The 25,729-nt window shown below is 60.1% G+C and carries 21 protein-coding genes; 19 read left to right on the forward strand and 2 right to left on the reverse strand.

Features of this window, described 5'->3' with window-relative positions; translation table 11 throughout:
- The 3 genes from ACI5FR_RS31575 to ACI5FR_RS31585 form a co-directional block, all read left to right on the forward strand.
- Window positions 1–1,196, forward strand: a 1,196-nt coding sequence (locus tag ACI5FR_RS31575; protein WP_405461957.1) for a sensor histidine kinase, incomplete at its 5' end; no start/stop codon positions are given.
- On the forward strand, window positions 1,174–2,760 hold the full coding sequence (locus ACI5FR_RS31580) for a response regulator transcription factor (protein ID WP_405461959.1): 1,587 nt from the start codon (window positions 1,174–1,176) through the stop codon (window positions 2,758–2,760). The genes ACI5FR_RS31575 and ACI5FR_RS31580, both read left to right, overlap by 23 nt.
- Before the next feature lie 33 nt (window positions 2,761–2,793).
- The gene (locus ACI5FR_RS31585) at window positions 2,794–4,455 is read left to right on the forward strand and encodes a type 2 periplasmic-binding domain-containing protein (RefSeq protein WP_405461963.1); all 1,662 of its coding nucleotides are present in this window, start codon (window positions 2,794–2,796) and stop codon (window positions 4,453–4,455) included.
- Between the two features lie 457 nt (window positions 4,456–4,912).
- Here ACI5FR_RS31585 and ACI5FR_RS31590 read toward each other — a convergent pair whose 3' ends face one another.
- Complete coding sequence (locus ACI5FR_RS31590) at window positions 4,913–5,809, reverse strand: LysR family transcriptional regulator (RefSeq protein ID WP_405461966.1); 897 nt, start codon at window positions 5,807–5,809, stop codon at window positions 4,913–4,915.
- A gap of 299 nt (window positions 5,810–6,108) precedes the next feature.
- On the opposite strand from ACI5FR_RS31590, the gene ACI5FR_RS31595 reads away from it, so the two are divergent.
- From ACI5FR_RS31595 to ACI5FR_RS31660, 14 genes are all read left to right on the forward strand, one after another.
- Complete coding sequence (locus ACI5FR_RS31595; RefSeq protein ID WP_405461972.1) at window positions 6,109–7,437, forward strand: LLM class flavin-dependent oxidoreductase; 1,329 nt, start codon at window positions 6,109–6,111, stop codon at window positions 7,435–7,437.
- A gap of 17 nt (window positions 7,438–7,454) precedes the next feature.
- Complete coding sequence (locus ACI5FR_RS31600; protein ID WP_405461986.1) at window positions 7,455–8,801, forward strand: LLM class flavin-dependent oxidoreductase; 1,347 nt, start codon at window positions 7,455–7,457, stop codon at window positions 8,799–8,801.
- A complete protein-coding gene (locus ACI5FR_RS31605; RefSeq protein WP_405461988.1) occupies window positions 8,798–10,444 on the forward strand; it encodes an ABC transporter substrate-binding protein in 1,647 nt (548 codons plus the stop codon). Before ACI5FR_RS31600 ends, ACI5FR_RS31605 begins: the two co-directional genes overlap by 4 nt.
- 44 nt (window positions 10,445–10,488) lie before the next feature.
- Window positions 10,489–11,412 carry an ABC transporter permease gene (locus ACI5FR_RS31610; RefSeq protein ID WP_405461991.1) on the forward strand — a complete coding sequence of 308 codons (924 nt, stop codon included), beginning with the start codon at window positions 10,489–10,491 and terminating at the stop codon, window positions 11,410–11,412.
- 43 nt (window positions 11,413–11,455) lie between these two features.
- A complete protein-coding gene (locus ACI5FR_RS31615; protein WP_405461993.1) occupies window positions 11,456–12,352 on the forward strand; it encodes an ABC transporter permease in 897 nt (298 codons plus the stop codon).
- A gap of 30 nt (window positions 12,353–12,382) precedes the next feature.
- Window positions 12,383–14,428, forward strand: coding sequence for a dipeptide ABC transporter ATP-binding protein (locus ACI5FR_RS31620; RefSeq protein ID WP_405461995.1), 2,046 nt, complete (start codon window positions 12,383–12,385; stop codon window positions 14,426–14,428).
- Window positions 14,429–14,478: 50 nt separating this feature from the next.
- Window positions 14,479–15,363, forward strand: a complete 885-nt coding sequence (locus tag ACI5FR_RS31625) for a CoA transferase subunit A (RefSeq protein WP_405461998.1) — start codon at window positions 14,479–14,481, stop codon at window positions 15,361–15,363.
- Complete coding sequence (locus ACI5FR_RS31630) at window positions 15,360–16,106, forward strand: CoA-transferase (protein WP_405462001.1); 747 nt, start codon at window positions 15,360–15,362, stop codon at window positions 16,104–16,106. The genes ACI5FR_RS31625 and ACI5FR_RS31630 overlap by 4 nt, the downstream gene beginning before the upstream one ends.
- A gap of 40 nt (window positions 16,107–16,146) precedes the next feature.
- Window positions 16,147–16,737: a cysteine dioxygenase family protein gene (locus ACI5FR_RS31635; RefSeq protein ID WP_405462004.1), complete on the forward strand. Its 591-nt coding sequence runs from the start codon at window positions 16,147–16,149 to the stop codon at window positions 16,735–16,737.
- Window positions 16,738–16,779: 42 nt separating this feature from the next.
- Window positions 16,780–18,003, forward strand: coding sequence for a CaiB/BaiF CoA transferase family protein (locus ACI5FR_RS31640; RefSeq protein WP_405462006.1), 1,224 nt, complete (start codon window positions 16,780–16,782; stop codon window positions 18,001–18,003).
- Window positions 18,000–18,479 (forward strand): DinB family protein, encoded by a 480-nt coding sequence (locus ACI5FR_RS31645; RefSeq protein WP_405462008.1) that lies wholly within the window; start codon window positions 18,000–18,002, stop codon window positions 18,477–18,479. Before ACI5FR_RS31640 ends, ACI5FR_RS31645 begins: the two co-directional genes overlap by 4 nt.
- 200 nt (window positions 18,480–18,679) lie before the next feature.
- The gene (locus ACI5FR_RS31650) at window positions 18,680–19,603 is read left to right on the forward strand and encodes an ABC transporter permease (protein ID WP_405462010.1); all 924 of its coding nucleotides are present in this window, start codon (window positions 18,680–18,682) and stop codon (window positions 19,601–19,603) included.
- Window positions 19,604–19,655: 52 nt separating this feature from the next.
- Complete coding sequence (locus tag ACI5FR_RS31655; protein WP_405462013.1) at window positions 19,656–20,525, forward strand: carbohydrate ABC transporter permease; 870 nt, start codon at window positions 19,656–19,658, stop codon at window positions 20,523–20,525.
- An 86-nt stretch (window positions 20,526–20,611) separates the two neighbouring features.
- On the forward strand, window positions 20,612–22,210 hold the full coding sequence (locus ACI5FR_RS31660; protein ID WP_405462016.1) for an extracellular solute-binding protein: 1,599 nt from the start codon (window positions 20,612–20,614) through the stop codon (window positions 22,208–22,210).
- A gap of 77 nt (window positions 22,211–22,287) precedes the next feature.
- On the opposite strand, the gene ACI5FR_RS31665 is transcribed toward ACI5FR_RS31660, so the two are convergent.
- Window positions 22,288–23,235, reverse strand: coding sequence for a nucleoside hydrolase (locus tag ACI5FR_RS31665; RefSeq protein ID WP_405462019.1), 948 nt, complete (start codon window positions 23,233–23,235; stop codon window positions 22,288–22,290).
- A 121-nt stretch (window positions 23,236–23,356) separates the two neighbouring features.
- Here ACI5FR_RS31665 and ACI5FR_RS31670 point away from each other — a divergent pair, with 121 nt between their 5' ends.
- On the forward strand, window positions 23,357–24,109 hold the full coding sequence (locus ACI5FR_RS31670) for a helix-turn-helix transcriptional regulator (RefSeq protein ID WP_405462022.1): 753 nt from the start codon (window positions 23,357–23,359) through the stop codon (window positions 24,107–24,109).
- Between the two features lie 188 nt (window positions 24,110–24,297).
- A complete protein-coding gene (locus ACI5FR_RS31675) occupies window positions 24,298–25,314 on the forward strand; it encodes a M14 family zinc carboxypeptidase (protein WP_405462023.1) in 1,017 nt (338 codons plus the stop codon).
- Window positions 25,315–25,729: the final 415 nt, after the last annotated feature.

The following is a 25,729-nucleotide window of genomic DNA, read 5'->3' on the forward strand; positions in this document are numbered from 1 at the left end:
TCGGGGGTTCGCTCGATCCGCTGATGGCCGGGCGCACGACGGGGGCGTATATTTACGACCAGAACAACAAGCTGCTGTACAGCCGGGAGCCGGATGGCCGGGCCGGGTACGAGCCTCAGCTGGCGAATCAAGCCGGCATGTTCATCCAGCATTTGGACGACGAGGACTACCTGTTCGTGAAAAGCAAATACGAGCCCCGCTCCTTCACCTTGGTAAGCGGCATCTCGCTTGCGGACATCAAAGCCAAAGGGAGCAGCGTCTACAAGCTCGCGTTAGTGTCGGGACTCGTAAGCGTCCTGCTCATGGCGCTCAGCGTCTCGTTTTTCAGCGGCAAAATGCTGCGGCCTCTGCACATGCTCGTTCGGGCGATGCAGCGGGTCCGGGAGGGAAGCTTCCGGGAGGTGATCCCGAAGACGTCGAACGACGAGTTCGCCTTCCTGGCCGAGAGCTTCAATAAGATGGTCGCCGATATCCAATCGCTCATTCAGGAGGTCTACGTCAGCAAGCTGAGCGAGAAGGAGGCGGAGCTCAAGGCGCTGCAGGCTCAGCTTAATCCTCATTTTTTGCATAATGCTTTGAACTCCATCTACTGGAAAATCATGTACTTGTACGACGACGCCGAGACCGCGTCGCTCGTGACCAGTCTGTCAGAGCTGCTGCGCTACTCGCTCGCTTCGGTGTCGACGCCGACCACGCTCAGGGAGGAGCTGGCGCAAATCCGCAACTACATGACGATCCAGGAAGCGCGTCACGGCGAAGAGCTCACCGTCCGCATCGAAGCCGATGAGGAGCTGCTGGAAGGCCGGATGCAGCGGCTGCTCTTGCAGCCTTTGGTCGAGAACGTGTTCGTACACGCGTTTCAGGATCAGACGGCCGATAAGCGGTTGTCGATCCGCGCCTTCCGGCAATTCCGGCAAGGCGCGCAGCTCATCGTCGAGATTGAGGACAACGGCTGCGGCATGGCGCCGGAGACGATCCGCCGGGCGATGGAGGACCGGGGTGTCTACGAGGAGCGCAGGGAGCGGGAGAGCATCGGCATCCGCAACGTCGCTCGCCGCATTCATCTGGTGCACGGCGAGCCGTATGGGCTGGACATCCGGCCGCTCGCCGAGGGTACGCTCATTCGGCTGACATTGCCTTATGAGATTGAGTCTACTGGAGGAGGGGCCGAAGATGACACGCATCGTGCTGGTTGAAGATGAGCCTTTGTTCCGCAAAGGGCTGGCCAAGATGATCGCCGGCTCCAGCACGAGCTGGACCGTATGCGGGGAGGCGGATAACGGGCAGGAGGCCGAGCGGCTGATCGCCGACTGCCAGCCGGACCTCGTCATCACCGACATCCGCATGCCGATAATGGACGGCTTGGAGCTGCTGAAGCGGGTGAAGGCCCGGTTCTCTCACATTGAGTTTATCGTCATTACGGGCTATCAGGATTTCCAATACGCCCAGACCGCTCTGCGGCATGGCGCCTTGGATTTGCTCGTCAAGCCGTGCGGCAAATCGGATATCGACGAAGCGTTGCTGAAGGTGGACGCCCTCTTGGCGGACCGGCAGGCGCAGGCGCGGAAGGCGGCTAGCGAGCATCAGCTGCGGCTGGAGAGCGCGCTGCGCTCGGTGTTCCTCCGGCTCCCCTATTCGGCGGAGCTGTTCCCTGAGTTGGAGCGGGCCGTGGTCGGCGGCCGGCTCGTCGTGTTCCAGATAGCGGATTTCTTCCCCGCGCACAAGCAGTTCCAGAAGCAGGACGTGCCGCTTTTGCAGTTCGCCGTCCTGAATATCATCGGCGAGATGCTGGACAACCACGCCCTCTCCGGCACGCTGCTGCTCATCGAGGCGGGGCGGTTCGGCTTGCTGCTGCAGCCGGCGGCCCAGGAGCAGCCGTTCTGCGACGCCGTCTGCGGGACGATCGGGCAGCTGCTCGGGCTGTCCGTGCGCGCTTGGCAGGCGGGCGTCGTGCCGCGTCTGCTGCAGCTGCCCGACATGTACGAGGCGGCTGCAGCTGAAGCTCGGGCCGCGTACCCCGCGGATCGCGGCAGCGGCAACGGCGGCGTGGTCGGCGGCACGAGCGCGAGCGACGGAAGGGACGGAAGGGACGCGTTCCCGATCAACCGCGCCCGGCAGCAGCTGATCAGCGCGCAGACGGTTGCGTTCATCACCGCCGGGCAGTCGGAGGCGCTGCGGACCTACCTGGACGAGCTCGTCCGGGAGATCGTCCGCTACGGCGTCGAGACGGACGCGTGGAAGATCGAGGCGTTGTCGCTCAGCTTCGGGCTTCTGGATACGGCTCGTAAGCAGTTGGAGAGCGTGCACGATCCGAAGGCGATGACCGAGCGGATCGATAAACTCCATGAGTGCCGTACGACGGAGGAGGCCGGGCACTGGCTCGCGGAAGAGACGGACTCCTTCCTGCGGGCGTTCCAGGAGTGGCAGCGGAAGTACAGCGCGAGCGCGATCAACCGGGCCGTCCGCTATATCGAGGAGCATTTCGCGGAGCCGTTGTCGCTGCAGCAAGTGGCGTCCCACATTCATCTGAATGCGGCTTACTTCAGCCACCTGTTCAAGAAAGAGACTGGACGCAGCTTCGTGCAGTTTCTCATCGACCTGCGCATGGAGCGGGCGAAACAGCTGCTGTCCAATACCGATATGAACGTGACCGAAGTGTCCGGCGTCGTCGGATACGATTTGCCCAATTATTTTGCCAAGCTGTTCAAGCAAGCGACCGGCTGCTCGCCGAAGGAATACCGCAAGCTGTACCAAAGCTGAGGAAAAGGGATAAAGTAGAAGGGGGAGTCCGCCATGGGGAAGTTCCGCAATCGAATAGGCCAGCTCTACGTCACCGCTGTCCTTCTGCTGTTGGCCGGCTGCGAGGCGGACGCGAAGCCGGAGGCTAGCGGTCAACCGGCGTCCACGGCCAAGCGGGGCAGCATCTCGGTATCGATCTATGATCGCGGTACAATTCCGTCAAGTGTTGGGACGGTCGACAACAACCGGATTACCCGCTGGATTAACGAGAACGGCCCGGTGGACGTCAAATTCGTGTCCGTGCCGCGCCTTCAGTCGGAGCAGAGGCTGAATACGCTGTTCGCCGCCGAGGAAGCGCCGGACTTGATACTCGAATACGCGCCACAGATCAAATATCCGTGGATCGACCAGGGGCTGCTCCGTCCGATCGACGATATGATCGAGAAGTACAGCGTGACCTACAAGGAGCTGCTCAAGAAATATCCGATCCTGGTCAAGGCGGGGACAGGTGCGGACGGCAAGCTGTATCAGTTCGGCCGTATTAACGAAACGATCCCGATGCGTGGCTTGTTCATCCGCACCGATTGGCTGCAGAAGCTGAAGCTCGACATTCCGCGCACGACCGAGGAGCTGTACCTCGCCGCCAAGGCGTTCACCGAGCTCGATCCGGACGGCAATGGCAAGCGCGATACTTACGGGCTCGCGATGTCCAACAATTCGGGGGCGATACTGGACGAGATGTTCGGGGTGACCTACCCGGACTTCGTCGTGCAGGGGGGCGAGCTCGTTCACGGCTGGGACAATATCGCGGCTGTGACGGAGTTCAAGAAGCGGCTGTACACCGAGGGTCTAGTAGATCGCAACTACTTGGGCGACAAAAACGGCTGGAAGGCGAAGCAAGATTTCCTGAACGGCAAGATCGGCATTTACATGGAGCAGTTCAACGTGCCGATTACGTTCTATACCGACTTTTATTTGCCGCTGAAGACCAATGTGCCGGAAGCCGAGCTAACCGTTATGCCCTACCCGAAGACGTCGGTCGGGCAGTTCAATCCTGTGTTCGTGAATCCGTTTCAGATGACGGGAGTCGTCAATGCACAGGCCAAGGATCTGCAGGCGGTGATGCAATACGTGGACTTCGCCGCTTCGGAGAAGTTTATGAAGACGATGTATTACGGCTTCGAGGGCGTGCACAGCATGACCGTCCAGGGCAAATGCCCGCAAATGCTCAATCTCGACCGGTGGCGGGCGGAGTTCAACTTCGGCTCGGGCGATTATGCGATGTTGGCTTCGCCGTTATTGTCTGGCCCCTGCTACTACGGGACGAACAAGCTCGACGCATCGGATCCGTTGCAAGCGAAGGTGAAGACGATGTTCGAGATGAACTCGTCGTTCGTCAATTTCGATCTGCAGGTGGCCGGACCGACGCATTCCGAGCAGATGCCTCAGCTGCCGAAGGAGCTGCAGATGATTTTGTCCGCCACGGCGCGGCAGGTCGGCTCCGCCGAGGGCGACATCTGGATCAAGGCGATCCTGACGCCGGGCTACACGGCGGAGATGGCCAAGCAGGACGCGATCGCGGCTTGGACGCGGGCCGGCGGCCAGCAGGTTGACGACTGGTACCGCAACTTCTACGCGAACGACCGCGGCCGGATCATTTTGACGAAGGACATCTACGAGATTTTCAAACAGCAGCGGGCCGAGCAGAAGAAGTAGGGGGATATAAATGAAAAATTTTCTTCTAATACCGGAAATACCGGGTTTTCTGAGCAAATAGATAAAGAAATTGCCGCTATCCCTTTAATTCGGGTCGAGACTTGGCTCGTCTACAGAATTAGAGGAACATTTTTCTTCTAGCTCCCTTTTGATTAGCCTCCATTCTCAATTAGAAGCAAATTTTGCAGCTAATCCGGACCGCGCCGTGTATTTCACTGTGGGGTCTTATTAACGTTCCACCTGGAATCATCCAATTTGCCGGATACCTGCGCCATAAACAGTAGCCTCTTCCAAAACAGGTGTGTCACGGCACTTACGAAGGCCCCAGCAGTCTGAGTGAAAGGGATAGTACCCTTAAGCAGTCCGTGCCTTTAATGACAATCCGCCGTAAAGAGGAGGAGCTAACAAACGAATTAGCAGTCGCCGTGCAGCTCTTGCCCGTGGTGCAACAGCTGTTCTACGAAGCGTGCGCCGATTGCCGCAGTCCTTCCTGCAGCGCGGCGATCAGCTTGACGGCGGCGGAGCTCAGGAAGGAGCTGCCTTGCTTGTGCAGCAGCCCGGTCACAAGCCCCGACTCGAGATCGGCGATCGGCTTGAGCACCGTGCCTTCGGGCGCGGGGGTGACGGTGATGACCGGTACGACGGCTATGCCGAACTGCGCCTGGACATAAAATTTGAGCGCGGACATGCTGCCGATCTCCATCCCCGCATACGGACTTCCGCCCTTTTCCAGCAGGGCGCTTTCGAGCTTTTTGCGGTATGGGCAGACGCCGGTCGTCATCAGCAGCCGTTCGTTTTGCAGGTCCTGCAGGAATACCGGATCCTTCGACGCCAGCTTGTGCGTGGTCGGCACCAGCAGGCGGAGCTCCTCGGAGAACAGTGGCTCGAACGAGTGATCGACCCCGGTTTCTGGCGTCGAGCAGATGGCGAGGTCGATCAGCCCGTCCGCCAACATTTGGCCGAGAACGGTCGTGTTATTGATTTGCACACTGATCTGCACCTTCGGATGTTCCCGCAGGAAAGGGCCGATAATGTGGGGCAGCCGATAGCTCGCGGTCGGTTCCATGGCGCCGATCCGGATTTGCCCCGCTTCGCCCTGCAACAGCTCGGTCATCATCGCGTGCAGATGATCGTAATCCTTTAGCAGCAAATCCGCCTGCTGGTGGAACAGCCGCCCGGCTTCGGTCAACTGCAGCTTCTTGCCGCGTTCGAGCAGCTTGATCCCCAAATCGCTCTCGAGCTTCTGTACGTGCATCGTGATGGTCGATTGGCCGTACAGCAGGTCTTCCGCCGCCCGCTGAAAGCTCCCCAGCCTGACGATCGTCTGAAACGTTTTGATCGTGCGAATGTCCATCCTCGCATCTCCCTTCTGCTCCGTTCAAAAAACATGAACGATCCGTTCCGATTTTTCCATTGTACAAAACGATGAAGTTCCGATATAACTATCCTATCACAAGAAAATTGACTAATCCAACCGGAATACTAAACTTTCTTCCCGTGTCCTGTATCACTTCAAAAAAAATGGAGAATCGGTTCACATCTTTGAATTTTACATGTGAAAGGGGATGAGATATGATTTTAAATCATAGTAAAATAATCGGAATACTAACAGATTGTAAAACATTACGATCTCAAATGAGGAGGAAGAGAACGATGGGCAAAAAACAATTGAAGCTGGGCGCAATGATTCAAGGGGCTGGCGGAGGCTGGGCGGACTGGCGCCATCCGGAATCGGTGGCGGACGCGGCGATTAATTTTCCTTATTACAAAAGGCATGCGGGCAAGGCGGAGGAGGGCAAATTCGATTTCGTGTTCATTGCTGACAGCGTCAGCATCAACGCCAAGTCGAGCCCGCATTACCTGAATCGGTTCGAGCCACTGACGATTCTATCGGCGATCGCGGCCGTAACCGAGCGTGTCGGGCTTGTTGCTACTTTGACTTCGAGCTATAGCGAACCATACACGGTCGCGAGACAGTTCGCATCGCTCGATCATATCAGCGGCGGCCGGGCCGGTTGGAACGTCGTCACCTCCTGGCTGTCCGGAAGCGCGGAGAACTACAGCAAGGCGGAGCATCCGGAGCACGACAAGCGGTACCGGATCGCGCAGGAGCACCTCGACGTCGTCAAGGGTCTGTGGGATTCGTACGAGGACGACGCGTTCCCCAGAGACAAAGCGACCGGACTGTTCCTCGATCCTTCGAAGCAGCACGCGTTGAACCATAAGGGCGAGTTTTTCTCGGTCAAAGGTCCGCTGAACATTTCCCGCTCGAAGCAAGGGCAGCCGGTCATCTTCCAGGCGGGCACGTCGGAGGACGGTCGCAATTTCGCCGCGAAAAACGCGGACGCCATCTTCGTCGGTCACGAAAATATCGGAGACGCGAAGCTGTACTACCAGGATTTGAAGCGGCGCGCAGCCGGATTCGGCCGCAATCCCGACGAGCTGTTCATCTTGCCCGGTATTGGGCCGATCGTCGGCCGCACCGAGGAAGAGGCGGAGCGCAAATACCAGGAGAAGCTCCATCTGGTTACGATCGAGGACGCGATCACCGCGCTCGGGCGGCCGTTCAACGACCACGACTTCTCGCAGTACCCGCTCGACGAGCCGTTTCCCGATCTGGGCGATCTCGGCATAAACAGCCATCAGGGCGGCTCGGACAGGATCAAGAAGCTGGCCAGGGAGAACAACCTGACGCTGCGCGAGGTGGCATTGCGGTTCGCGACGCCGAGAAGCACATTCGTAGGGTCGGCGGTCAAGGTCGCGGATACGATCGAGCGCTGGATCGAGGAAGGGGCGGCCGACGGGTTTATCGTGGCACTGGCGACGCCGAGCGGCCTGGACGATTTCGTCGAGCTGGTCGTGCCGATTCTCCAGGAGCGCGGCCTGTTCCGCACCGAGTACGAGGCGGATACGCTTCGCGATCACCTCGGCTTGAAGGTCCCGGTCAACCGCTACACCAAGGAAAAGGTTGGACAGGCATAACAGAAGGAGGGAACAGCATGGCAAAACGCAAGCAGTTGGTGCTCGGCGCACAGCTCCACGGAGCGGGGGCCAGTTGGACGGACTGGAGGCATCCGGAAGCGTTCGCCGACGGCAGCATCAACTTCCCATTCTACAAGCAGCAGGCGAAGCAGGCGGAAGCGGCCAAGCTCGATTTTCTGTTCGTCGCGGACAGCGTCTATATTACCGAGAAGTCGAGCCCGCACTATTTGAACCGCTTCGAGCCGCTCACCGTTTTGTCGGCCTTGGCGGCCGTCACGGAACGCATCGGCGTCGTCGCCACCGTGACGGTCAGCTACAGCGAGCCGTACACGATCGCACGCCAGTTCGCTTCGCTCGATCACCTGAGCGGCGGCCGGGCGGGGTGGAATGTCGTTACCTCGTGGCTCGAGGGCAGCGCCAGCAATTACAGCAAGGAAAAGCACTACCCGCACGAGGTGAGGTACCGGCTTGCTCACGAATATTTGGACGTAGTGCGCGGGCTATGGGACTCGTACGAGGACGACGCCTTTCCTCGGGACAAAGCGACCGGCGTGTTCCTCGATCCTTCAAAGCAGCATGCGCTGAATCATAAGGGCGAGTTTTTCTCGGTTAAAGGCCCGCTCAACATTTCCCGGTCGAAGCAAGGCCATCCGGTCATCTTCCAAGCGGGCAATTCGGAGGACGGACGCAACTTCGCCGCCCGCCACGCCGATGTCGTATACGCCGGCCACGGCTCGTTCGAAGAAACGCAGAGCTACTACCGCGATTTGAAACAACGGGCCGTGTCCTTCGGACGATCTCCAGACGACCTGTTTATCATCCCGAACATCCGGCCGATCATTGGACGAACGGAGGAAGAGGCCGAAAGCAAGTACCGGCAAATCGCGGAGCTCGCGGACATCGATCAAGCGCTCATTGCTCTGGGGCGTCCGTTTAACGATCACGATTTCACCGTATATCCACTGGACGCGCCGTTTCCCGATATCGGCGATCTCGGCAGCGACAGCATGCAAGGTGCTTCGGCTCGGATCAAGCGGACGGCCAAGGAGAACAACTGGACGCTGCGGGAAACCGCGCTGTATTGCGCTACGCCGAAGAGCCGCTTCGTCGGAACGCCGCTCCAGCTGGCCGATCGGATACAGACATGGTTCGAGAATGGCGCGGCCGACGGATTTATCATCGCCACGGGCACGACGGGTGAGCTGAAGGATTTTACCGAGCTCGTGGTGCCGATTTTGCAGGAGCGGGGGCTGTTCAAAACCGATTACGAGGCGGATACGCTGCGGGGGCATTTGGGACTGGCGGTCCCTGTCAACCGGTATACGGCCGAGCAAACATTTCGAGATCAGGTGGGAATCCGATGAAAAAATCCGTATTCGCTATAGCGGCCGTCGTCCTGAGCGCCGCGCTCCTGACGGCAGGCTGCAACGACAAAACAGAGGCAGGCGCATCGTCGTCCGCTTCGGCCAAGCCCGATGCGTCTAAGGTTACGCCGGGCGGCGAGCTAACGTGGGCGCTTGCCGGTACGATCACCAACGACAGCCTCGACGCGCATAAGGCCGGCTTCGCACCAACTACTAGGGTCATGCGCAACCTGTACGACAGCCTTGTCGTCGAGTTGCCGGATCATACGTTCAAGCCGTGGCTGGCCACCTCCTGGGAGCTGTCGGAGGACAAGAAGAGCTACACGTTCCACCTGCGCAAGGACGTTAAGTTCCATGACGGCACGCCGTTCAACGCTGAGGCGGTGAAGTTCAATTTCGACCGGATCAAGGACCCGGCGACCAAAGCGTCCAGCTCGCTGAACGAAATCGGCCCGTACGAGTCGACGGAGATCATCGACGAATATACCGTTCGCATTCATTTCAAAACGCCGTTCGCTCCGTTCCTCAGCAACGCGGCCAAAGTTGATCTCGGCTTCGTGTCGCCGACGGCGGTCCGCAAATACGGCGATGCGTATCCGCAAAATCCGGTCGGCACGGGACCGTTCAAGCTGTCGAAGCTGACGCCGAGCACACAGGTCGAATTCGTCAAAAATCCAGATTACAATTGGGCGCCCGAAACCGCGGGGCATCAAGGCACGGCCTATCTCGACAAATTAACGGTCAAATACGTCGACGAAGAGGCGACCCGCGTCAGTGTGCTCCAGAGCAAGCAGGTGCAGGTGGCCGACATCATTCCGCCGCAAAATCTGGTCGCGCTCAAAGCGGACAAAAACTTCAACGTCCAAGAGACGGAGCTGCTGCAGGCCAACTTCAACTTGTACCTGAATCAGCAGAAGGAGCCGTGGAACAACGTGAAGGCGCGGGAAGCGTTCCGTTCGGCGCTCGATATCGACTCGGCGGTCAAGACGATTTATCTCGGCACGTCCAAGCAAGGCTGGTCGCCGATCTCGCCGCAGCAATTTGCTTATACGCCGACGCTGGAAAATACGTACAAACCGGACGTGGACAAGGCGAATCAAACGCTGGACAGTCTGGGTTGGGTGAAGGGATCGGACGGCTACCGGACCAAGGACGGCAAGCGGCTGACCGTGGAACTCATCGATACGCAAGGCAACCGGGAGAAGCGGCTGGACTTGATCTCCATCTTCATCCAGCAGCTGAAGAAGGTCGGCATCGAGCTCAAAATCGTGTCGCTGCCCTCCGGCACGTACTCGGAGCGGCGTCTGAAGGGCGAATACGAGCTCGTCGCCGGCAGCCAGTTCTCAGGTGACCCCGACGTTCTTCGCCAACTGTTCTCGACCAAGGGGCCCTCGGGAGTCAACAACATCGCTCGAGCCAACGATCCACAGCTGGACGCTTGGCTGGAGGAGGGCTATCTGGTAACCGATCCCGGAAAGCGCAAAGAGATTTACAAAAAGGTGCAGGAATACATCATTCAGAATGTGTACGCGATCCCGACCTACGTCTTCCAATATTCGGTGGCGTCGGTCAAGGAAGTGAAGGGCATCACGTTCGACTCTCCGGCGTGGCCTGTGTTCTATGATGCGTGGATCCAAAAGTAATCGTAGCGAAGCGTGAAACGTGAAGCGCGCGGAGGAGGGAGTCCATGATGGTGAAATTTATTGTGAAACGGCTGATCGCATCCATACCGGTCGTGATCGGCTCGCTCACGATCGTGTTCCTGATCATCCACTGGCTGCCGGGCGACCCGGCGCAAATGATCGCGGGCGATGACGCCGCTCCGGACCGCGTCGCCTTTTTGCGGGAGCAGTTCGGCCTGAACGAGCCGCTTTGGCGGCAGTACGTGTCCTACCTATGGGACAGCGCGCGCGGTGATTTCGGCAATTCGTTCGCCAACTCCCAGCCGGTGCTGGATCGGCTGATCGCGCAGCTGCCGGCCACGCTGTCGCTGACGGCGCTTAGCACGGCGATGGCCGTTGTGATCGGCGTGGTGCTCGGGGTGCTGTCGGCCGTGTACAAGAACCGGTTCTTCGATTACATCGTCCGGGTGATCAGCCTGCTGGGGGTGTCCATGCCGAAATTTTGGCTAGGCATCCTGCTCATTCTCATTTTCTCCGTACACTTTCAGCTGCTGCCGGCGATCGGCAACGGCAGCTTCAAGCAGCTGATCATGCCGGCATTCGCCCTGGGCGTCACAGGAGCCGGCATGCTGGCGCGGATGGTCCGCAACAGCGTGCTCGAGGTGATCGGCGAGCCGTTCGTCGTCACGCTGCGGGCCAAAGGGCTGACCGACCGCATCATCCTGTACCAGCACGTCCTGCGCAACGCGCTGCTGCCGGCCATCACGGTGCTCGGCCTGCTCGTTGGCGAAATGCTGTCCGGCGCCGTGGTGACGGAAACCGTCTTCTCCCGCCAAGGACTCGGCAAAATGGTGGTCGACGCGATCAACCAGAAAGATATTCCGGTGATTCAAGCGGCCATTCTGATCACCGCCTTGTTTACGGTCTTGTGCAACTTGCTGGTGGACATTTCCTATTCTTATGTCGATCCGCGCGTGCGCAAATCGTAATGCGCCGAACTAAGTATAAAGCCATTGTGAGGTGATTGACGCCATGTCGACGAATACGGTATCGCAGGAAACGGTTTTACCCCAACGCGTCAAGCGGGAGCGTCCGGCAGCCAAGGCGTTCAACTGGTCGGTTTCCAAAGTGCTGCTCTCGTTCTCTTTGTTCGTGCTTGCGTTTGTGATCGTGTGCGCGATCGTGCCGCAATGGATCGCGCCATATTCGCCCACCGACATGATGACCAACAAGCTGCTGAAGCCCCCGAGCCTGGCGCACTGGCTCGGCACCGATCAGTTCGGCCGGGACGTCTGGTCGCTGGTCGTATATGGGAGCCGTCAGTCGCTTACTATGGGCGTCGTGTCGGTCGTCATCGGCGGCTTGGCCGGTACGCTGCTCGGGCTCATCGCCGGCTATTGGGGAGGCGTCGTCGATTCGCTGTTCATGCGGGTCAACGACATTCTGATGACGATTCCCGGTATATTGCTCGCGATCGCCATTGCCGTCGCGCTCGGACCAAGCTTCTTCAACGTCATTCTGGCGATCAGCGTCGCCTCTATTCCAGGCAAAGCCAGGGTCGTGCGCAGCCAGGTGATCTCGATCCGCAGCCGGCCGTTTATTGACGCGGCTCGCGCGATCGGCACATCCCACTTGGAAATTATGCTGCGCCATATTTTACCGAACTGCTTCTCACCGCTGCTCGTGATGATGACGATCGGCGTCGGCACTTCGATACTCGTCGGCACGGGACTCAGCTTCCTCGGGCTCGGGGTGATCAAAGAAATTCCCGACTGGGGGTACATGCTGTCGCAGGGACGCAGCTACATGACGGTGGCATGGTGGATCGCCACGTTCCCGGGACTTGCGATCACGCTGCTCGTCGTGATCGTGAATTTGCTGGGCGACGATCTGCGCGACCGATTCGATCCGAAGAAAGGTCGGGCGTAAAGCAACGCTTCGGCCCGGGAGGTGATCTAAATGAAGGAATTGCTTCGGATTGACGAGCTCTCGGTCGATTTCCGTACCACCGGAGGCTCGCTGAACGCGATCAACAACGTCAGCCTGCGGATCGGCGCCGGGGAGATCGTGTGCCTCGTCGGCGAATCGGGCAGCGGCAAAACGATTACATCGCTGTCGATCATGCGCCTGATCGATTATGACAACGGACGCATCACGCATGGCGACATCCTGCTGGACGGGAGGAGCCTCGCAGCGCTGTCGAAGAAGGAAATCAACGAGCTGCGCGGCCGCAAGATCGCGATGATTTTCCAAGAGCCGATGACGGCGCTCGATCCGGTCTTCACGATCGGCTACCAGATCATGGAGGTGATCCGGCGGCACAAACACGCGACCAAAGCTCAAGCGCATGCCGAAGCCGTTGCGCTGCTTCGCCGCGTCGGCATCCCGGAGCCGGAGATTCGCATGAAGCAATATCCGCACGAGCTGTCCGGCGGCATGCGGCAGCGGGCGATGATTGCCATCGCGCTGGCTTGCGGACCCGAGCTGCTCATCGCCGACGAGCCGACGACCGCGCTCGACGTGACGATTCAGGCGCAAATCTTGAGCCTGCTGCAGGAGCTGCGGACGGAGTTCGGCATGTCGATTCTGCTGATTACGCATGATTTGGGGATCGCGGCCGAGCTGGCCGACCGGATCCTCGTCATGTACGCCGGCAAAATCGCCGAGCAGGCGCCAGTAATCGAGCTGTTCGAGCAGCCTTACCATCCGTATACGCAGGGGCTGCTGCAGTCGATCGTAACGCTGGACAGCGACCGCGATGCCAGGCTGTACACGATCCGGGGCGCGATTCCGAGCCTGAGCGCGCTGCCGACTGGCTGCCGCTTCCATCCGCGCTGTCCGCACGCGTCCGAACGCTGCGCCGCCGAGGAGCCGCCGCTGCAGGAGCTGCACGGCCGCGAGGTCGCCTGCTGGCACGCGGAAGCACTGCTGGAGACCGCGGCGGCGGAGCAAGAACGCGAGCGGCGGGGTACGCCGGGGCCAGATGCGGAGCGGCCGGTCGCAGAGGTGCGGCGGCCGGACACGATGTCCGAAGAGACGATGCGGCCGCTGTTCGAGATTCAGTCGCTTCAGAAATACTTCCCGCTCAGCAAAAGCTTGCTGCAGCGCCACAAACGGTTCATCCGCGCCGTGGACGGCGTGTCGTTCTCCATTGAAAAGGGAGAAACGTTCGGGCTCGTCGGCGAGTCGGGCTGCGGCAAGTCGACGCTCGGCCGGGTCGTGCTGCAGCTGGAGCAGGCGACCGGAGGCCGGGTGCTGTTCCAAGGGCGCGACCTGACTCGTCTCGGACGCGGTGAGTGGAAGACGACGCGGCGTGATATGCAAATCGTGTTCCAGGACCCGTACGGCTCGATCAATCCGCGCTGGAAGGTGGGCGACATTATCGGCGAGCCGCTGTGGGTGCACGAATCGCTGCGCGGAGCCGCCAAACGGGAGCGGGTCGAGGAGCTCATGCAGCTCGTCGGCTTGAACGCCGGCTGGATCGACCGCTACCCGCACGAATTTTCCGGCGGCCAGCGGCAGCGGATCGGCATCGCCCGGGCGATCGCGCTCCAGCCGCAATTCATTCTGGCCGACGAAGCGGTGTCCGCGCTCGACGTGTCCGTGCAGTCGCAGGTGATCAACCTGCTGCAGGATTTGCAGGAGCGGCTTGGCCTGACTTACTTGTTTATCGCCCACGGCCTGAACGTCGTACGCCATATTTCCGACCGGATCGGCGTTATGTATCTTGGCAAGCTGGTCGAGATCGCGCCGACCGACGAGCTGTTCCGGCATCCCGCTCATCCCTACACGCAAGCGCTGCTCGCCGCGATCCCGGTGCCCGATCCGAAGCGTCGCCGGACGTTCGCGCCGATCGCCGGCGAGATGCCCTCGCCGGCGAATCCGCCCTCCGGCTGCCGCTTCCATACGCGCTGCCCGGCGGCGACCAGCCGCTGCCGCAGCGAGGAGCCGGAGCTGCGGGAAGTGGCGCCGGGCCATTTGGCGGCCTGCCACTTCCCGCTGTAGGCGAGCTCGCTTCGCGGCTACGCCATTTCACTGAAAAAGGAGTGACGATCGTGACCTCTCCCTATGGAGTGGATTCGTCTAAAATCGTTTCGCTGGCCGAGTCGGCCCGCTTGGTGGAAGACGGCGCGCAGCTGGCGATCAGCGGCGGCATGGACATGGCGCCGATGGCGCTCGTGCGCGAGACGGTTCGCGCCGGAAGGCGCGGCCTGCGGCTCGTCTGCGTCGGCTCGTCCGCGATCGGCGCCGATCTGCTGATCGGCGCCGGTGCGGCGACCAGCGTCGAGTTCTCGCAAATCTCGCTAGGCGAGTACGGCTTCGCGCCGCACTTCCGCCGCGCCTTCGAGCAGGGCTCCGTCGAGGGGCTCGAGCACGCGTGCCCGACGCTGCTCGCGGCTCTCCAGGCGGGAGCGTCCGGCATCCCGTTCATGCCGGTGCGCGGCCTGATCGGCACCGACTACTTGACGATCCGCGGCGATTTCCGCACGGTCGTCAATCCGTACGACGAGCGGGAGCGCATCGCTGTCGTACCGGCGCTTCGGCCTGACGTCGCGTTCTTCCACGCGTATGCGGCCGATACGCTCGGCAATGTGTGGGCCGATCCGGCGCAGAACAACCGTCTGTTGGCGCAGGCGTCGCGGCGCACGATCGTCACGGCGGAGGCGATCGTCACGCCGGAGCGGCTGCGCGAGGAGAGCGCGCGGCACGGCGGCGCAATCGTGCCGTCACTATACGTAACGGCGGTCGTGCACGCGCCGCATGGCGCCCATCCAACCGCCTGCCCCGGCCGTTATCCGGTCGATGCTTCACACGTGCGCGCGTACGTTGATGCTTCGCGCTCGGGCGAGTCGTTCGCCGATTATTTGCGCCGATACGCCGGTGAGGCGGACGAAGACGCCTACCGAGTGCTGGTCCGCGTCCGCGTGGAGGCATCGTGAACGCGCGCACCGAAGCGGCGTCCCGAGCGTACACGGACGAGCAGTTTTTGATCTGCTCGCTGGCCCGGCAGCTGCGGGACGGTGAAACGATCGCAGTCGGCAATCTGTCTATGATTCCGGCCGCCGCCGCACTGCTAGCGCAGGCCACACATGCGCCGCGGTCGACGGTGTACATGCTCGGTCAACCCGGCTGGCCGTTCGATGGGACGAAGGAATTTTTTGACTTTATGCAGCGCGGAGGCGTCGACGTGTTTTTTCTGAGCGGCGGCCAGATCGATCGCTATGGCGGCATCAATCTACAGGCCATCGGCGATTACCGCCGGCCGAAAGCGAGGCTGCCCGGCGGGGCCGGGTCGGCCGTCGTCGCGTTCGTCTGCAAGCGGGTGCTGCTGTTCAAAACCGACCATACGGTCAAAGGCTTCCCCGAACGGCTCGACATGACGACGAGCACATTCGCGCAGGCGGAGGATGTATGGCGCCGGGGCCGACTTGACGGGGTGTTCACGCCGCTCGGCACGCTGCGGCCGACGCCGCCGGACGGAGCGCTGCGGCTAACGGAGACGGCGCCGGATTGGGCGCCGGAACAGGTGCAGGCGCGCACCGGCTTCGACGTGCGTGCCGGAGCGGACGGCATCGCCCGTGCGGGGCCGCCCACACCGGCTGAATTGGAGGCGCTTCGGAGCGCGGTGTTCGAACGGCTGCTGCCGGTGTACCCGGTATTCGCCCGCAGCGCGCTAGGCTGACGATCGCATGCCAACATATCATACGAGGAGACTGACCCAAGTGAGCGAACGATACGAATGGAAGCAGCTAGAGCAGGATATCGCCGAGGTGCTGGCACATGCCGGGAGCAACCGCGCGATCGTGGACGGGGTGCGACCCCATCTGCAGCGGCTGCTCGCGCAGGAGGAGCTCATCCCGGCCGAATACCGGTCTCCGCTGCCGCATAAATACGCGCAGTATTTGCTGTATAAGCCGGAGGACGAGTCGTTCTCGGTCATCGCCTTCATCTGGGGGCCGAAGCAGACGGCGCCGGTTCACGACCACCTCGTCTGGGGCCTGGTCGGCCTGTACGAAGGCGCGGTCGTGGAGAAGCGGTTCCGCCGCGAAGTTCTTGGCGAATCGGCCGAGCCGCGCTACCGATTGCGCGAGGTGGGGGAAGTCACGGCGAGGAAAGGCGACATTTCGTTTGTATATCCCCCGGACTACGACATTCACGGCGTGTCCAACCCGTTCGACGACGTGGCGATCACTGTTCACATTTATGGCACGGACATCGGCAAGCAGCCGCGCCACATTCACGATGTGGAGACGGGCGGACTGCGCGACGTGGTGACGCGGCACGACAACGAAGCTCCGGTGTATGCCGGATAAGCGGCATCGCACCGCATTTCAACGAGAGGAACGAAACGGGTTATGACACTACCATCTTCCGGCCACGGACAGGGACTCGCACACGCACACGGATCAGGATACGGACCTGGACCGCTGCACGGCTTGAAAGTGCTCGAGTTCGGGCAAATCGCTGCCGGCCCGTTCGCCGGCATGCTATTCGCCGATTTGGGCGCCGACGTCGTGAAGGTCGAGCGCCCGGACACGGGCGACGGCATGCGAGAATGGCCGCCCTTCGTCGAAGGCGAGGACGGGGATCCGTTCAGCGCCAACTTCAGCTCGCTGAACCGCAACAAGCGCAGCGTCGCCTTCGACTTCAAATCGCCGGAGCAGCTGACACGGCTGCGCGCGCTGTGCGCCAAGGCGGACATCATCGTGGAAAATTACCGGCCCGGCGTGCTCGGCAAATTCGGGCTCGATTACGAATCGCTCGCCGCTCTCAATCCGCGGCTCGTGTACTGCTCGATTTCCGGCTACGGCCAAGAAGGGCCCTATGCGGGCAAAGGCGCGTTCGACGTGACGATTCAGGCGATCAGCGGCTTGATGAGTGTGACCGGCGAAGAAGAGGGCGAGCCGGTCAAATGCGGCGTGCCGGTCGCCGATTTCGCCGCCGGCTTGTACGGCGCCTACACGGTGCTGGCCGCCGTGCTGCAAGCCGACCGCACCGGCCGCGGCGCTTATATCGACACGCCGATGCTCGGCAGCGTGCTCGGCATCTCTGCGCTGCAGACGAGCGAATACTACGGCAACGGCGCCGCGCCGAAGCGACTCGGCAGTGCGCATCCGCGCAACGCGCCGTACCAAGGCTTCCGCGGCAGCGACAAGCCGTTCGTCATCGCCGCGGGCAACGACAAACTGTGGGGCGAGGTGTGCGCCGCGGTCGGCCGGCCAGAGCTGGAGTGCGATCCCCGCTTCCTCCGGCAAATCGACCGCGCCCGCCATCAGAAGCAGCTCGCGGCGCTGCTGCAGGAGACGTTCGATCGCCGCACCGCGTCTGAATGGCTCGCCGAATTCGACCGGCGCGGCGTGCCGTGTGCGCCGGTCAACGATTTCGCCGACATTTTGCGTGATCCCGCGGTGGCCGATTCCGGGCTGCTGCATGAGCTCGATCTGCCGAATGGCGCCAAAACGACGACGGTCGGCTATCCGGTCAAGCTGTCCGGGTACACGTTCCGCATCGGCAAACGGCCGCCACGCAAAGGCGAGCACAATCAAGCGATTTTCGAGGAATGGGGAGTGGAACTATGAGCGATACGGCAACAAGATCCATAGCGGAATACAAGGATACGCTGCGGCGGATTCGGGAAAGCATCGAAGGCTTGACCGACGAGCAGCTGAGCTGGAAGCCGTCGCCGGAACGCTGGAGCGTCAAGCAGGTGGTCGCTCACCTGGTCGACTCGAGCTTCGTGCACGCCGTGCGCATACGCAAAATTGTGGCCGAACCGAACCCGGCACTGCCGGTCTACGATCAGGACGCCTGGGTGGAGAGCTCGAGGGCGAACTCGGCGGACATCGAGGCGATTTTACGCGCATACGAGGCGATATTACACTACAACGCGCTGTATTTCGAACGATTGGTCGAAGAGGACGGGGGGAGAACGGGCGACAACAATGGCAAGCCGGTCACCGTGGATGAGCTGTTTCAAGGCTTCATCCGCCACGTCGCCGTTCATCTCGCGCAGATCGAGCGAACGAAGGCGGCGCAAGCGGCCTCGGTGCGCTAGACGCCGCCTATCCGCGATAACCGTCGCGCTTCGCCCAGCACCTAACGAAGAGGACTTCCGATTTCCGTCGGAGGTCTTCTTTTTTTCTCCCTTTGCCCCCACCTAAAAATCGTATCCATTTCCCCAAAGTCCGTAGATGTTTGCCCCGGCCGGAAATCGTACACTTAAGCCAACAACCAACGACGATCAGAGGTGACGAGATGGGTCGGTCCGGCAGCTGGAAACAGGCGCTCCGCTATTTGAATCAAAAAAAGTATTTGTACATTCTGCTTATCCCGTGCGTGGTCTATTTCTTCATCTTCAATTACATCCCGATGTACGGGGTCATTATGGCGTTCAAGGATTTCAACTTCGCCAAAGGCATCCTCGGCAGTCCCTGGGTCGGGCTCGACAACTTCCGGTACATGTTCGGGCTGAGCGACTTCTACCAAGTGTTCTGGAACTCGTTCTACCTCGGCATCCTGCGGCTCGTGTTCGGTTTCCCGTTCCCGATCCTGCTCGCCCTGTTCCTGAACGAGATGCGCAGCATGATCTTCCAGCGCGTGTCGCAGACGATCATTTACTTGCCCCACTTCATCTCCTGGGTCGTCATCGGCGGCATTCTCGTCAACTTCCTGTCCCCGACGTGGGGCGTGGTGAACATCTTCCTCGGCAAATTCGGCTTCGACCCGATCTTCTTCCTGGCGGACACCGACTACTTCCGGCCGATCGTCATTCTGAGCAGCATCTGGAAGGAATCCGGCTGGGGCAGCATCATCTATCTCGCGGCGATCGCGGGCATCAACTCCGAGCTGTACGAAGCGGCAAGCATCGACGGGGCGGGGCGGCTCAAAAAGCTGTGGTACATCACGCTGCCGGGCATCAAATCGACGATCGTCGTGCTGTTCCTGCTGCGGCTCGGCCAGATTATGGGCAACGGCTTCGAGCAGATCTTCGTCCTGCAAAACCCAATGAACCTGAGCGTGTCCGAGGTGTTCGAGACGTACGCATATCGGGTAGGCATTCTGGGCGGGCGCTTCTCCTTCGGGACGACGGTCGGGCTGTTCACCTCCGTGATCGGGCTTATCTTCCTGCTGATCGGCAACGCGATCGCCAAGCTGTTCAAGGAGGAAGGCATATGGTAGTCCGCTCGCCGCACTGCACGATTGCCGCAACCAGAGAAGGAGGCCTCAGCAGGTGAAAATCAGATCCGTCAGCGACCGCATTTTCGACCTTATCAACTATTTGGGCATCGGCCTGTTCGCCTTGGCTTGCTTGTTCCCTTTCTACTACGTAGCCGTACTGTCCGTGACGCCGTATTCGGAATACTTGGACAACCCACTGCTGCTATTCCCGAGCCACTTCGAGTTTGGCGCGTACAAGCAAATTTTCAACATGCCTCTCATGTGGTCCGGATACCGGAATACGATTCTGATCACCGTGCTCGGGGTGGCGCTCAACATCGCGCTGCTGCTCGTCTCGGCCTACCCGCTGTCGAAGAAGGATCTCAAGGGCCGGAACGTCATCCTTATTCTCATCACGTTTACGATGTTTTTCAACGGCGGTTTGATCCCGAACTTCTTCCTCGTGAAGGAGCTGCATCTGTACAACACCATCTGGAGCATGATTTTGCCAGGGGCGCTCGGGGCGTACAACCTCATTTTGATGAAAAATTTCATCAGCGAAATCCCGCCCAGCCTGGAGGAGTCTGCCTTCATCGATGGGGCAAACGAGATCAAGGTGCTGACCCGCATCATTATCCCGCTGTCCAAGCCGGCGATAGCTACGTTCGTCATATTCCATGCCGTTACGCAATGGAACACGTTTTTCTCGGCGATCATCTATACGTCCAAACGGGACTTGTGGCCGCTCATGCTCATCCTGCGAGATCTCGTTGTCGACGACGGAGGGGTAGCGAAGGATGCGATGGACGCCTCTACCGGCGTGACCGTATTTACGATCAAGATGGCGATTATCATTTTCGCCACGCTGCCGATCATCCTCGTGTATCCGTTCTTGCAGCGGTTTTTTATGAAAGGGCTTATGGTGGGCTCGATCAAAGGGTAATCTTGGCCAGTTCGGTTTCATCCGTTTATAGCTGCCGGCCTCGCTTGCAGTTGTAATACATTTCAAACGAAAAGGGAGAGTTGGGTATGGAAAAAAAGGCGGTCAAACCGTTCGTACGCAGTCTGGTTACATTGGCACTGCTCGTGCCGGTCGTGGTGGCCTGCGGAAAGACCGGCGACACCAAGGACACGGGCAGCACCGCGGCTAGCAGCACTCCGGGAGCAAGTGCGGGGGCCAGCGCCAAGCCGGCCGCCCCGACTACGATCAAGATGTTCAACCGGGTGAACGCCGGCATCGTGCTGGAGAACAATCCGGTCGTCGCCGAGATGGAGAAGCTCGCGAACGTCAAGCTGTCGATCGAAGCGCCTCCGATCAACAACTACGTCGATAAGCTGCAGGTCATGATGGCTTCCGGCGACTTGCCGGACCTCGTGTACAACTGGGGGGGCGCGGACGCCAATATGGAGACGTGGGCGAAGAACGGCTTGCTGACCCCTTTGGACGACAAAATTTCCAAGTACCCGAACCTCATGAAAAACATCACAAAGGAAATGTGGGACGGCGCCAAGTCGACGACCGACGGCAAGCTGTATTTGATTCCGCGAACGAACGTCGTCAACCATTGGGGGTATTTGGTCAACCAGACGTGGCTTGACAAGCTGCAGCTGAAGGCGCCGACTACGCTCGACGAATTCACGAACGTATGCAAGGCGTTCACGAAGAATGATCCCGACGGCAACGGCAAGGCCGACACGTACTGCGTCAGCTTCTCCAACCCGACGCTCGGCGGCAACACGATCTGGAACTCCACGAACTTCCTCGCTTCGGCGTTCAGCCTGCCGATCGTGAATGGGGCGAAGGATACGGACGGCAACTACAAGATCCGCGAGAAAATGTCCGGTTACCTCCCATACTTGACGTACCTGAAGCAGCTGAATGACGAGAAGCTGATCGATCCGGAATTCCTCATCAACAAAATATACGTGGACCAAGACAAGTTCAATCAAGGCAAAATCGGGATTATGTACGGGCACCAATATGCGGTCATGGGCAATCTGGCCAAGGATAAGGAATCGGACAAAAAGTACACCTACCATGGCGTTCTGAAGGATTCGAACGGTGTCGCTTCGGATTGGGTGACGCCTGCAGTCTGGGGCGGCTGGATGATTCCGAAATCGAGCAAAAACGTCGACGCAGTGCTGAAGTTCCTGGACTGGGGCAACACCGCCGAAGCGAATACGTTGCTGCAAAACGGCGTGAAGGGCCTCACCTATGACAGCTATGACCCGGCGACGAAGAAAATCAGCCGCACCGCTGAGCAAACGACGAAGCTCTCCACCCTTACGAGCACGTACATGACGCTTGCGAATGCGATCGACGGCAGCGGTTCCACGATCGAGGGCGCGGATACCGACGAGCGGCTCAGTAAATACAAGTCCCAGCTCGACGACGCGCTGAAGCAAATGAAGGTGATCAACATTCCGGCGGTCCGCTCGCCGAAGATCCTGAACCTGAATAGCGCCATTCCGGATCTGGTGAAGAAGAAGGACGACCAGGAGATGAAGTTCATCCAAGGTCAAATTTCGCAGCAGCAGTTCAAGGACTTCCTGGAGAAGGAATGGTACCCGGCAACGGCCGATGCGGAGAAAGAATACGTGGAGTATATGAGCAAGCAAGGCAAGTAATCGTATGCTACGGCGATCGCCCTAGCCCTGGGTTTACCCGGGGATAGGGTCGATCGCATTTTTTTGCCTGCGTGGCGTTAGGGGTTGGTGTGCGGTTGTGCCGCGCTCTGCTCGAGCTTGCGGAACAAATCCCGGAAGATTCGATCTCGCGACAGCCCGCTGGCGCAGCGGATCATATGCCGGGTGGCGTCCTGGCTCCAAGTCGCCTGATCGGTCAGCACCGGGCTATGCGTGAGCACGCTCGCCACCGATTCCGGATCGACGAGCCAGCCGATGACGGAGATGTCCCAGATGACCCGGGAATACGCATAGTGGTCGGGCTTGCAGCTCTCGTACCGCTCTGCCAGGAAGTCGCCGATCGCGCCCTTTCCTCTCACGTAGCGGTCGATCTCGGGAAGCGTCGTCAGCAGGTGGGACGCGACGCCCATACATGGCACGAGCATAAGCGGTACGCCGCAATCGAGCACGATCCGCGCAGCCGGGATATCCTGCGCGAGATTAAATTCTCGCGTGTTGCGCCAGTGGAGCGCGTGGCCGCCGAGCCAGACGACGACGATACGCTCGATGATGCGCGGCTCGAGCAGGATGGCCGACGCCACGTTCGTGATGGCGCCGATCGCGACGACATAGAGCGGTTCGTCGTCCGGCGCCGTCATCGCCCGGTCGATCAAGTCCCGCGCCGCCGGACTGTCGACGGGCGTCTCGGTGCCGGGCAAGTAGCGATCGGAGCCGCGGAAAACGGGATGAGTGGCCGTTGCGTTCAGGCGGCCGAGAATTTCCTGGATTTCGACGTAGCTCTTCTCCATGCCGTCCTTCGGTCCGTCGGACAAGGAATTGTGGAACGGCGCGGCATAGAGCGCCTGCACGTCCAGCCGGTCTTGCGACTGCAACGCGTACACGATCGCGAATTGATCGTCAATCTCGTTGTAGGCGTCCGTGTCAAGGACCATCCGTACGCGGCCTGCGGGCGGCTGCAAACGACGCAGTCTGGCCTCCTCGGATATCGGGGGATAGGCGATCGGCATCTTAGGGTCTCCTTTATCGTTAGTGGCTCTGTTCGCATTCATAGTACCATCCGATCCGTGGCTGTTCTATAATGAACTGGTCATCTTTTTATGGTTTTCGGCTATTGTGGAGGTGCGTGGGATGAACTGTACGTTGGATTTTTTCGTGGCTGATACTAGAGCGGGCGGCACGCATATAGACTTTCACGAGCATGCCGGGTATGAGCTCGTCTATTATGCGAGCGGAATCGGAAGCACGCAGATCGGGGACGCGGCGTTCGAGTATGGGGGAGGACATTTCGCGATCATTCCGCCGAGATGCCGGCACAACGAGTATAGACGGAGCGACACGTACGTCTTGTTCTTCGTGTTTTTTTACGACAACACGCCGATTCCCCTGCGCAGCGGACTGTACACCGACACGTCGGGCGGCCGGATGCTGGAGCTGCTGCACTGTATGATGGAAGAGTTGCGCGGTCAGTCCAGTTTTTATGAAATCCAGCTCCGCAGCCTGCTCGCCCAGCTATTAGTGGAGGTCGGCCGCGTCCAAGGGGCGGGTGAGCGTGGTGAGCTGGGCGACAAGCTGGTCTACGCGACGAACTATATCCAGCAATATGCGGGGGAGAAGCTGAACCTGCCGGCGCTGGCCGCAAGCCTGGGGTACAGCTACGATTACTTTCGCCATCTGTTCAAGCGGGAGACCGGCTATTCGCCGATGCAATATGTCGTGCACCGACGCGTCGACCTCGCCAAATCGCTTCTGCGCGACTCCGGCAAGCCGATAACCGCGATTGCGCTCGAGTGCGGCTTCGGCAGCGGCCCGCAATTCAGCGCGATGTTCAAGGAACGGACAGGCGTTAGCCCGAAAGAGTACCGTCGGTCGTCGCGCGGGTAGCGGCGGGCAACGGGATTTTGGGCAGCGGAGCCGCCAGACAACCTGGTCACTTTTACGGAACTTGAGCTTTTTCGCATAATTGTGCACCATTCGGCTGTTAATCCGAAGTTGTGAGGATATACACCTCCCGGCACCTTTGCTAAGATTTGATGGTGAATTTATTGATCCAGCATAATGGAGGGGTCTCTGTGGTTCCATCATTTTGGCAGAGCCGGTTGAGCGAGATCGAGACCGGTGTTCGGCAGGTCGTCAAAGGACAGACAAGCGTGCTCACGACATCGGCCGGCGGCCGAAGCATCTATCTCGTGGAATACGGCGAGCGGGAAGATTTCGGGCGCCGGGCGAATTATAGCTCGGCCTGTGGAGCGGGCAGCGCGGACCATTATGCCCGGAAGGGCCCGGACGCGAAGCCGGTGCTGCTCATCGTCGGCGGCGTTCACGGCGGGGAGCTGGAAGGCATCTCCGCGGTGATGAACCTGATCCGGCTGCTCGAGACGGGGACGGATTACCGGGGAGTGCGGCATGATTATGTGTTGGAGCGAGCCGGCCGGTTCCGCCTGCTGCTCCTGCCGTGCATGAACCCGGACGGCCGGGCCCGGCTGCCGGTGGATTCGCTGCTCGACGTGCCGTACGAGGAGTTCGTGTACTACATGCAAGGGTCCTGGAAGGACGGGTCCCTCTGCCGCTGGCCGGACTGCAAGGCCGTACATCCGATCAAAGAGGCGAGCGGCTTCCTCGGCTCGTACTTTAATGACGACGGCATCAATTTGATGCACGACAACTTCTTCGCGCCGATGGCGCGGGAGACGGCGGCTCTGCTCGCACTGTCGGAGCGCGAGGCGGTCGATTTTGCCGTCCAGCTGCACGGCGGGGCCGACACGGAGGTGCACTTCCCGGCCATCCATTACTTGCCGCAGGCGGTCAAGGAACGGCAGATGGCGTTCAACCTGCGGATGGCCCTCGCGTGTACGGCGCGGGGAATCCCGTTCACCGTGGTGGATCAAGTCGTGGTAGATGGGGCGAAGTCCCCCTATCCGTCGTTCAATCTCACCTCGGCGATCCATCATACGTGCGGCGGCATGAGCATGACGTTCGAGTCCAACATGGGGTTGGATTCGACGGGAGTGAAGCTGACGCCGGACCAGGTCCTCGACAGCCACTTCGTGCTGTTCGAGGAGATGTTCCGCACTTTCGAGGCGCGCTAACGGAATACACACGTAGGGGAACAAGACGGAATCACGTACCTGCGCAGGTTCGGGAACGTGGTTCCACTAAGTAGGGAAAAAGGCTTATTTTGTTTCATTAAAGGGAACGACGTTCCGCTATTTCGGCGATCTGCACGTGTTATGCCACGTTTTCGATTAAATAGCGGAATCTCGTTCCACAAAGTGTCCAAAACTTGTTTAAACAAAGAATTAGCGGAATGACGTTCCAATTCCCGTGCTCCCCGCAAACCCGGCAATTCTCGCACCTCCTATGAACCCACATTCCCCCGACCCACCGAGCCCTCGCCGAACCAACGAACCCGCGAGCTCGCGAACTCGCGAACCCGCGAACCCTGCCTCACCCGCCGCACTCGCTGAATCCCGGAATCAGCCAAGAACACCCCGTCCCCCAACC

Origin of the sequence: Paenibacillus sp. HJGM_3 (assembly GCF_045062745.1) — a bacterium.
Lineage (GTDB): Bacteria > Bacillota > Bacilli > Paenibacillales > NBRC-103111 > Paenibacillus_AA.

Excerpts from the sequence above, each read along its gene's own strand:
- ACI5FR_RS31580 (WP_405461959.1), top strand. The coding sequence starts at position 1,174 with ATGACACGCATCGTGCTGGTTGAAGATGAGCCTTTGTTCCGCAAAGGG.
- ACI5FR_RS31585 (WP_405461963.1), top strand. The coding sequence starts at position 2,794 with ATGGGGAAGTTCCGCAATCGAATAGGCCAGCTCTACGTCACCGCTGTC.
- ACI5FR_RS31590 (WP_405461966.1), bottom strand. The coding sequence starts at position 5,809 with ATGGACATTCGCACGATCAAAACGTTTCAGACGATCGTCAGGCTGGGG.
- ACI5FR_RS31595 (WP_405461972.1), top strand. The coding sequence starts at position 6,109 with ATGGGCAAAAAACAATTGAAGCTGGGCGCAATGATTCAAGGGGCTGGC.
- ACI5FR_RS31600 (WP_405461986.1), top strand. The coding sequence starts at position 7,455 with ATGGCAAAACGCAAGCAGTTGGTGCTCGGCGCACAGCTCCACGGAGCG.
- ACI5FR_RS31605 (WP_405461988.1), top strand. The coding sequence starts at position 8,798 with ATGAAAAAATCCGTATTCGCTATAGCGGCCGTCGTCCTGAGCGCCGCG.
- ACI5FR_RS31610 (WP_405461991.1), top strand. The coding sequence starts at position 10,489 with ATGATGGTGAAATTTATTGTGAAACGGCTGATCGCATCCATACCGGTC.
- ACI5FR_RS31615 (WP_405461993.1), top strand. The coding sequence starts at position 11,456 with ATGTCGACGAATACGGTATCGCAGGAAACGGTTTTACCCCAACGCGTC.
- ACI5FR_RS31620 (WP_405461995.1), top strand. The coding sequence starts at position 12,383 with ATGAAGGAATTGCTTCGGATTGACGAGCTCTCGGTCGATTTCCGTACC.
- ACI5FR_RS31640 (WP_405462006.1), top strand. The coding sequence starts at position 16,780 with ATGACACTACCATCTTCCGGCCACGGACAGGGACTCGCACACGCACAC.
- ACI5FR_RS31645 (WP_405462008.1), top strand. The coding sequence starts at position 18,000 with ATGAGCGATACGGCAACAAGATCCATAGCGGAATACAAGGATACGCTG.
- ACI5FR_RS31650 (WP_405462010.1), top strand. The coding sequence starts at position 18,680 with ATGGGTCGGTCCGGCAGCTGGAAACAGGCGCTCCGCTATTTGAATCAA.
- ACI5FR_RS31660 (WP_405462016.1), top strand. The coding sequence starts at position 20,612 with ATGGAAAAAAAGGCGGTCAAACCGTTCGTACGCAGTCTGGTTACATTG.
- ACI5FR_RS31665 (WP_405462019.1), bottom strand. The coding sequence starts at position 23,235 with ATGCCGATCGCCTATCCCCCGATATCCGAGGAGGCCAGACTGCGTCGT.
- ACI5FR_RS31670 (WP_405462022.1), top strand. The coding sequence starts at position 23,357 with ATGAACTGTACGTTGGATTTTTTCGTGGCTGATACTAGAGCGGGCGGC.